We start from the raw sequence: 8,627 nt of genomic DNA on the forward strand, positions 1-8,627 counted from the left end.
ACCACCCAAAATCCCCACCCCCGGATGGCTCCAAGCCCAACTCCTCACCCACCTCAAAGTCGACCCCACCCGACCCCGCTGGCTATAACGGCAGTCCAACACCATGTGCGAAGTCCAGGTCTAGTGTGGGCCGCTGACGAATCAGGTGTGTGAGATGGAAGGGCTGGGTGATCGGCGCACCGTCGAGGAGCATCAAGATTTGTCGGGCGATGGTGTCGAACTCGGGTGAGTCCAGCACGCCGTCCTCTCCTCGCTGGGGAAGGTCGAGGAGCGCTATCAGCAACTGCCATGTCGGGGTGCGTGGCAGCCACTGGTTGTGAACAGCTTCGGCGACGAGGGGGCGCGCGGCTCCGGGGTCCCATGCCGCGATGGCGATAATCGCTTTGCGGCGGTGTCGCGCGTGAAGATCAGGTTCGCGCGCCAGCGAGCTGAGGGCATCGATTCCGGCGGCGGTGGGCAGGAGCGCGGCGGCCGCAGTGATGCGTAGACCGCTAGGGGTGTTTTTGTCCGCGGCAAGGCGTTGGAATTGGGTGATTCGTACGAGTGGGTGCCGGGGTCGGGCCGGGAACGGGAAGCCTGGCGTGAGCGAGTCCGGTCGGCCGAATCGCTTCCATTCGCCGTGATCGAGCAGTGCCCTCTCTTTGTCGTGCCATGATTCGCTGAGGCCGTCGGTAAGGATGGCGACGATGTACTTGCGGTGGCGGGTCGCGGTCGCCGGGTCATCGAGCATCGAATTGGCGAGTTGGTAGTCCCGATGGACTCGGGCCAGCCGGATGGCGGCTGCGAGCCTGGTCTGGGTCGAACCCCGCAGGGTGTGGAGCGCCGCCCTGGCTTCTTCCGGGCCGGCGCAGAGGCGTTCCGTTGCCAATACTCGAACGCGGGGTGGCTGCCACCGGCCGGCGGCGATCCGGCGCAAGGCTTCGGCGCCGGCCGGCTCGTCGACTCGGCGCAGGGTGGAAGCGACGGCCAGGCGTCGCTTCGGCGCCATGAATGGATGGACGCGTCGGTGCAACCACCGAAGGGATTCACCGTCGCCGCGCCGGGCGAGCAGGCCGCGCAGGTCCAGTCGCCGCTCCCATGGGTGGACCCGATGCTGCCAGGATCGGCTCCTGGACCGAAGGAGATCGTGGAGCGGTTTGTCCGCGTGATCGTCGCCGAGCCGGACCAGCCCCGCCAGCAGCAGCGTTCGCACGGCGGGTACCGGTTGTCGCGAGAGCGCCCGTCGGAGGCTGCCGGGATCGCCGCGCCTGGCGAGTGCCTCGGCCGCGGCAATGCCGAGAACAAGCGGGACGGCCGGAGACTGTATCCAGGAAGACTCGGCCACCGATTCGAAGGTCATCCGTTCCAGAGTTTCCGGGTCGCCGGACCGGGCGAGCAGGACTGCTACGCCGTAGGTGAGTGGCACTTGGCCGGAGTCGGTGATCAGCTTGTGCAGGAGCTCGCCGGTGCCACGGGGGTCGCGGCGGATGAGTTCGCCGATCGCGAGGAAACGCAGCCAAGGGGTCGAGCTGAGACCGTTCAGCAGATTGGCGCCGCGGGCCAGCGCTCGCAGGGGCGCGTTGTCGCCGTGGTCGGCGAAGACGACCGCGGCTCGAAGACGCACTAGGAGGTCCGTTTCGGGCTCGTCGAGGAGTGCTCGTAGCGGCTCGGCGTCCCCGTCGGCGCAGAGCCGGGTCGCCGCCGCCAGTCGCTGCTGGTAGCCCGCTCTCGGATCGCCGGCCCGGCGGGCGAATGCCAGCCGGCCGATCCGGCCGAGGGGCCGTTGAGCCCGGGCGTCCGGTGCGTCCATCGCCTCGCGAGTGGCTTCAGCGGCAATCCCGCGTTCGGCGAGCACAGTGGTCACCCAACCCTGAACGTCCGAGGGCGCGGCCGACCTGACGTGGCGGAGCACGCTTACTCCGGCGGCCCGGTCGACGTCGATGATCGCCTCTCCCAGCATCGCCCGCACCCAGAACCTGTTTCCGGTGTCGTTCGCCAACTCAGTGACCTGTGCCAGCGCATCCAGGTCGGCGCACAACTCGCGGAGTACCCGCACACATTCGGCTGCCGCTGGCACGTCCTGGTTGAGCCGTTCGACCAGGACGGTCACGACCCGCTGCCGGGTGTGGTCCTCGACCGGCACCCCGCCGGTGATCATGTCGCCGGCTGCAACGGCGTCTTCATGATCGTCGAGGAGGGTCTGCACCAGATGATCGGACGCGGGCTGCCAGGCGGCGGCGAAGGCGGCTCGGCTGCGAGCTGCGGGGTCGGCGGCGAGGGCGTACCACGTGGCGGCGTCAAAGCTGTGGGCGGTGGCACGGCCGGCGAAGAAGTCGGCGAAGCTCTGGTGGGAGAAGGACAGCCGGCCCTGACGCGGAGACAGCAGCCCGGTCGCGCGGAGGATGCCCTCAACGTCCTGCCTGGCTCCCGGCAGCAGCGTGGTCAGCGGGTGGGGCGCGTGACTGTCGAGCCAATCGAGGGCGACGGTGAGCAGGTTGGCCGCCGGGTCGTCGAACGTGGCCGCGCCCAGGGCTTCCAGGAGCCGGCCGACGATCTGGTCGAAGTCGGCGTCGAACCAATCGACCACCTTGTTCCCGGCCAGGCCACGGGATTTCAAGGCCGTGACGAGGGCGCCACGCGCGAGGGACAGTTCGTGGCGGCCGTTCATCAGGCGGTCCACGAAGCATTCGTAGAGCTGCGTCCGGGTGGTCGGCAATGCCTGGCTGTCGGCTTGCTCGAAGACCATGGCGGCGAGCATGGCCAGCAGTGGTACCCGGACCACGGGACCCAATCGCGCTCCTGCGAGACGGTTCAGGAATAGAGTGGTCTTGCGGTTCGCCTCGGCCGGGTCGCTGGGCAAACGGGCGGCGAACCAACGCTGGGCGAACTGGTTGAGGTCGGCGCTGCCGAACGGGCGTAACTCGTATTCTTCGACGCCGGGTCGCTGCAGATCCGTCAGCTCGGTGGCGGGCAGCGGACGGGAGGTGACGATGATCCGGTGGATCCTGACTTCATTGCCGAGAAGTCCGTGCAGGCGCCACAAAATTCGGTCCCGGGCGCTGCTCTCGATCACCTCGTCCACACCGTCGACGAACACCTGCCAAGTGCCCCCCGGCATGGGTGGGCGGTCGAACATCGCTGCGGAGATGTGCACGCCGTGATCGCGGAGAGTCGCGGTGGCAAGCGCGTCCGCCAGATGCAGGTCGATCAGGTCGGTGGCCAGGCAGGCCACGGCCATCTGTCGCGAGTGCCCGGCCGATGCCCGCCGTGCCGCCTCCCGGACCATCACCGCGACCACGGTGGACTTGCCCGATCCGGCGCTGCCGAGGATCAGCGCGTGCGCGTGCCGCGCCAGCAGGTCATCGGCGCTGACCAGGATCCGCCGGTCATCATCAGGTGTGGTTGCGGTCGAGATTCGCTCGCGGACCCGGATCTCGGACAACGGCGGGGCGTGGAAGCCCGTGAACTGGTAGCGATGGACCACCTCCGCCTGCTGTGCGACGGCCAACCGGCCCAGCTCGGGCGGCCGGCTCAGCGTCGGCGGCCTGTTTCTGAACGCGATGATCAGCGTTGCGATGCCGAGCGCCGGGAACGCCCACGCCGCCGTGGTCTTCAGCGCTGCGGGCAGACCAGGCACAAAGAAGAAACCGAAGGCAAGCACTCCGAGAGCGATCACCATGGCGATGCTGACCCGATATCTGACGGAGTGCGGATGCTCGGCGGCTTTGGACCGGCGGTCGAGAATGAATACGCGAACGGCTATCGCCGCACCAACGATCGATGCGAGCTTGTCACCAATTTCCATCCACGACATTGAGTCGCTCACACTCGGATACTAGACCAGCGCTCTCCGTGGTCGAGGGTGACGTGATCGCGATGATCACGATTCACGCACCGAGTCTTCCATCGGGCGCCGGCGGCCAGGAATCCGTGTGCTGATCGAGGAGTTCGCCAGGACGGCGCCGCGGCCGGCCGACAGTACCGCGGCCTTTCTGGCTGGCTAGGTTCGACGAAAGCCAACTATCCTTGAGCCGTGGCAGACCTGCTGGAGGACCGAGACGCGTGGTCCATGGAGAATTGCTCGATCGTCCGGGCGTTCGAGATCGTCGGCACCCGCTCGGCGATGGTCGTCATGCGGGAGGCCTTCTTCGGAACTCGCCGCTTCGACGACTTCGTGCGCCGGGCGAGCCTCGGTGAGGCCGCGGCGGCCGCGCGGCTGCGGGAGTTGACCGCCGACGGGCTGCTCGAGCGGGTCCCGTACCAGGAGCCTGGGCAACGGACGCGATACGAGTACCGGCCGACCGCCAAGGGGCGGGCGCTCTTCCCGGTGATCGCCGCCTTGCGGGAGTGGGGCGACACCTGGGCGGCCGGCTCCGACGGACCCCCTCTGCGAACGGTCCATCGCGACTGCGGATCGCCCGTACGCGTGCGGTTGCGCTGTGACGAGGGCCATGATGTAGCACTGGGCGAACTCGAGATTCAACCCGGTCCCGGATTGATCATGAACGAGCCGGCCGGCTGAGGACGGTCCGGTTCGGCGTGTCGGCGATTCCGCGGCGGTGGGACGCCGCGGCGACTGACAGCAGCCGTGGCCGGCTCGGCTCTCAGCGCCCCTCACCTGCGGTTCAGTCCGCTAATCGCAGCTCGCCCCGGCCGAACGAGTAGTTCTCCCTCGGTGTCGGGATGATGGCGAAGAAGATGTCGTCGGGGGGAGATACCGGGCGCCTCGACGACGAGCTTGTTCACGGTCGCGGCGAGCTTGCGCTTGTCATCGAGCCCGCGGTGCGGCCCCAGGAGACGCTATCGGCAGAAAGCGGCGGTCGCGCTCCACAGCGAACCGCCATCGAGCCGGTCGATCATGCCCTGAAAGCGGTGTGGCCCTGGTCAGGCGACGCTGATCTCGGGCAGGTCGATGGCGAGGATGACGGGGCCGGGGAGCGACGTGTTGTCCTCGGCGACGGGTACCACGAAGCGGTGCGTGGGGAACACGAGACCCGAGACCGTCCGGTGCGCCTCGGTGTAGTGAGCGGCCAGCGCCGGTGACCTGCCCTGGATGTCCACGCGGTAGTCGTGGCGGCGAAGCAGGCCGGATTCGTCGTAGTAGAACGTCTGCTCGGTGCTGTGGGTCGCGATGTCGGCGGGGAAGGTGACGCGCAGCCTGCGCCACTGTTCTCCCTTCTCGCTCCAGGGCTCCACCTCTTCGGTCTGAACACCGGGGAAGGTCAGCAGGTAAGGCGCGGTGAGATAGTTCCACAGGGCGTAGCCGCCGAAGTAGAGGGCTTGCAACTGGTCCCAGGTGCTCTTCGGGCCCAGGCCTTCGAACGAGGCGCGAGGTTCGTCGCGCCGCCCCCGCACGGTGCCGTCCGCGTCCTGGATGGCGACCTGGTGCGGGGTATACATGCCGAGCCGGCCCGGTCCGGTGAAGTTCGCAAAAGTAACGTGCTGTCGTTGAACGTCCAGTGCGAGATGGGCGTCCGCGAAAGTGTCACCCTGTCCGCGGGTGGGTAGGGCCAAGCCCCCCACCTGCGCGTTCGCTCGGATCGCCGTGGCCCGCTGCCACCGCTGAGCCCCGCCGTGCGCCCGGAGAACCATGTCGAGCAGATCGCTCATGGCGTGTCCTGCCTTTCGTGTCCAGGAGGTGTCGACCTCAAGGAACGAATCTACCTCGCTGGCTATGCTCTAGCGAAGTCAGGCTGGAGGTGTGACGTGCGGTGCCCCGAAGCCGACCCGCTCGGCCACACCTGACTTTGATTTAGCAAAGCCAGCCTGTTACCGTCTGGCCATTGAATACCAAAGTCAGGCCTGGAGGCTCCCATGAGAAACATCAACGGATCGACAGCTTTCGTCTCCGGCGGCCAGCGTGGCATCGGTCGCGCCATCGCCGAGGAGTTGCTCCGTCGTGGCGCGACCAAGGTGTACGTCTCCGCCCGCGATCCCCGACCCGAGGCGGACCCGCGACTGGTCCCCGTGCCCTTGGACGTGACGGATCCGGGTGCCGCGGCCGGCGCCGCCAAGCTCGCCGACGACGTGAGCATCGTCGTCAACAACGCCGGCGTGGGCGGCGCGCAACCCCTCACCACCACCGATCTCGACCACACTCGTACCGTCTTCGAGACCAATGTGTTCGGAGCGATCGAAGTTGCCCGGGCGTTCGCTCCCGTGCTGAAGGCCAACGGTGGCGGCACGCTGGTGAACACGCTCTCGGCGTTGTCCTGGCTCTCCGGCGCCGGCGCTTACGGCGCATCCAAGGCGGCGCTGTGGAGCGTGACGAACTCTCTTCGCAAGGAGCTGCGCGGTCAGGGAACCAATGTGATCGGCGTCCACGTCGGCTATGTCGACACCGACATGACCAGGCACGTTTCCAGCATCCCCAAGATCAGCACTCAGGAGGTGGCCCAGGCGGTGGCCGACGGCATCGAGGCCGAAGCGTCCGAGGTCCTGGTCGACGAAGTGACGCGCAGAGCGAAGGTCGCCCTCTCTGGTGCGCCCGAGGATCTGGAGCTCTAGGAAGGGTGCCGTCGGGCTCCGCGCCCGCCGCCCTCGCAGGCCCGACGGCTTTTGCGTGCGGCCGCAAATCCTGTTCCTCCACCCCGGCGGATACCAGAACCTGATGTTCCGATCCACCGGAGTCAGGGCAGGAGTACGGCGGCGCCGTTCACCCGGTCCGCGGCCAGGTCGGCCAGTGCGTCGGCGGCCCGCGCCATCGGGTAAGGGGAGACGGCGACGGTCAGCCGGTGCTTGGCGGCGAAGGTCAGCAGGTCGTGGCCGTCGGCCCGGGTGTTCGCGGTGACGCTGCGGACGGTGCGCTCCTGGAAGAGGTCGCGTTCGTAGTCCAGCGACGGGATGTCGCTCAGATAGATGCCGGCCACGGCCAGCGTGCCGCCGCGGTCGAGGGCCCGCAGCGCGACCGGAACCAGATCACCGGCCGGGGTGAACAGAATCGCCGCGTCCAGCGGCTCGGGCGGACGGTCGTACGCCCTCCCGGCCGACGCGGCGCCCAGTTCGAGCGCCAGCTTCCGGGCCCGCTCGGACCAGGTCAGCACATGCACCGTGGCACCCTCGGCGAGGGCGATCTGAGCGGTGAGGTGGGCTGAGGCGCCGAAGCCGTAGATGCCGAGGCGCCCGCCGGGCGGCAGCTCGGACAGTCGCAGAGCCCGATAGCCGATGATGCCGGCGCACAGCAGCGGCGCCAGCTCAGCGTTGGAGTAGCCGTCGGGCAGGACGTACGCGTAATCGGCGCGGACAGTCGCATAGTCGGCATACCCGCCATCGGCGTCCCAGCCGGTGTAGCGGGACCCGGGGCACAGGTTCTCGGCGCCGCGCAGGCAGAAGCGGCACTGCCCGCAGGTCTCGCGCAGCCAGGCGATGCCGACGCGGTCGCCCAGCCGGAAGCCCTCGGCGCCCTCACCCAGCTCGAGCACGTGGCCCACGATCTCGTGGCCGGGTACCACGGCCGGCCGGTGCGGTGGCAGCTCACCCGAGGCGACGTGCAGGTCGGTGCGGCAGACACCGCACGCGTCCACCGCGACGAGCAGTTCACCCGGCCCGGGACGGGGCACCACCATCGCCGTGCGGCGAAGAGCCTGACGCATGTTGTGCCCGGGAGTGGTGACCTGCCAGCCGTACATGATTTTCTCCTTGTGATTCAGCGGGAAGATGGTGTGGAAGGCGACCCGTTCAGCGGCGGCTTGCCTCCTTTCGCCGGGGGAGGCGGAACCTCCCCCTGCCGGCGACGCTTAAGGCGGCCGTGATCGCGGCGGCAGGGACGTCCGACCCGTACTTGCGGGTCCAAGGGCGTCACCAGCCGACACGGGTGGCGGCCAGGTGCCGGCGGCGCACAACGGCCACGGGGCAGCGGGTGCGGCCCACCAGGGCGCGGCAGGTGTCGCCCAGTGCGTCGTCCGGCCCGTGGGTTTCGCTGGCCGACCCGATGACCAGCAGGGAAGCCCCGCTGCTGAGTTCGAGGAGCGCACCGGCCGGATCCTCGTCGTGCAGCACGTCCCGTTCGACCGGTGGCAAATCCTCCTCGGTGAGATGCTCGTCGACGAGGGTGTTCAGCAGCCGGCTCGCCTCGCCGAGGTTGCGATGGCAACGCCGATGGTGGGTGCATGCGGGGGGCCGGCAATGCGACCAGACGTAGGTGACCCGCATCGGGACGCCGAGCCGGCCGGCTTCCTCGCGACCGCGAAGCAGCAGCGACTCGGCGTTGTCGTCGTCGTCCACAGCGACCAGAACCGGCCCGGTTGCCGGCGGCTGCGGCATGGTGGCTGTCGACATCTCTCCTCCTTCACAGTTCCCTTCCACCGTCTCTCCGTCCGGCCGTTCGCTGCCGGGGCCGATCGGCGCGCGTAACAGGGCCGAAGGTCACCGGTGTCCGGGTCGGGACCGTCGAGTTCTCCGCCGCCCGGTCGGCACCAGGACCTGGTCGTCGCGGCCGCAGAACCGGGACCTTCGTCCGCGAAGATCAGGCCCTTGTCCTCAGGAGACACGACAGGACATCGGGCAATGTCACTGGTAACGACATCGAGTTCTGGGAGGACATCATGACCACCATCGGCCGGGGAACCGCCGCTCACCTCGAGAAGGTCGAGGCGCCCGGCTCCATGCTGACCAGGACCGCCGCGCGGGCGCTTGCCGTGTTGCGTATC

Annotated in this window: 6 protein-coding genes; 2 read left to right on the top strand and 4 right to left on the bottom strand. The window is 68.5% G+C overall.

Annotation, left to right across the window (positions count from 1 at the left end):
- Positions 1 to 82: 82 nt before the first annotated feature.
- Complete coding sequence (locus EER30_RS46440) at positions 83 to 3,805, bottom strand: NACHT domain-containing protein (protein WP_127509699.1); 3,723 nt, start codon at positions 3,803 to 3,805, stop codon at positions 83 to 85.
- Between the two features lie 207 nt (positions 3,806 to 4,012).
- On the opposite strand from EER30_RS46440, the gene EER30_RS46445 reads away from it, so the two are divergent.
- A complete protein-coding gene (locus EER30_RS46445) occupies positions 4,013 to 4,501 on the top strand; it encodes a winged helix-turn-helix transcriptional regulator (RefSeq protein WP_205650731.1) in 489 nt (162 codons plus the stop codon).
- A 362-nt stretch (positions 4,502 to 4,863) separates the two neighbouring features.
- Here the strand turns inward: EER30_RS46445 and EER30_RS46450 are convergent, their stop codons facing one another.
- Positions 4,864 to 5,589 carry a hypothetical protein gene (locus EER30_RS46450; protein WP_127509703.1) on the bottom strand — a complete coding sequence of 242 codons (726 nt, stop codon included), beginning with the start codon at positions 5,587 to 5,589 and terminating at the stop codon, positions 4,864 to 4,866.
- 204 nt (positions 5,590 to 5,793) lie between these two features.
- On the opposite strand from EER30_RS46450, the gene EER30_RS46455 reads away from it, so the two are divergent.
- Entirely contained in the window at positions 5,794 to 6,486 is a 693-nt protein-coding gene (locus EER30_RS46455; RefSeq protein ID WP_127509706.1) for an SDR family oxidoreductase, read from the top strand.
- Between the two features lie 122 nt (positions 6,487 to 6,608).
- Here EER30_RS46455 and EER30_RS46460 read toward each other — a convergent pair whose 3' ends face one another.
- Both EER30_RS46460 and EER30_RS46465 read right to left on the bottom strand, forming a co-directional pair.
- Positions 6,609 to 7,607, bottom strand: coding sequence for a zinc-binding alcohol dehydrogenase family protein (locus EER30_RS46460; RefSeq protein ID WP_127509709.1), 999 nt, complete (start codon positions 7,605 to 7,607; stop codon positions 6,609 to 6,611).
- A gap of 169 nt (positions 7,608 to 7,776) precedes the next feature.
- Positions 7,777 to 8,256 (bottom strand): universal stress protein, encoded by a 480-nt coding sequence (locus EER30_RS46465; protein ID WP_127509711.1) that lies wholly within the window; start codon positions 8,254 to 8,256, stop codon positions 7,777 to 7,779.
- Positions 8,257 to 8,627: the final 371 nt, after the last annotated feature.

This window comes from Actinoplanes solisilvae (assembly GCF_003999975.1).
Lineage (GTDB): Bacteria > Actinomycetota > Actinomycetes > Mycobacteriales > Micromonosporaceae > Actinoplanes > Actinoplanes solisilvae.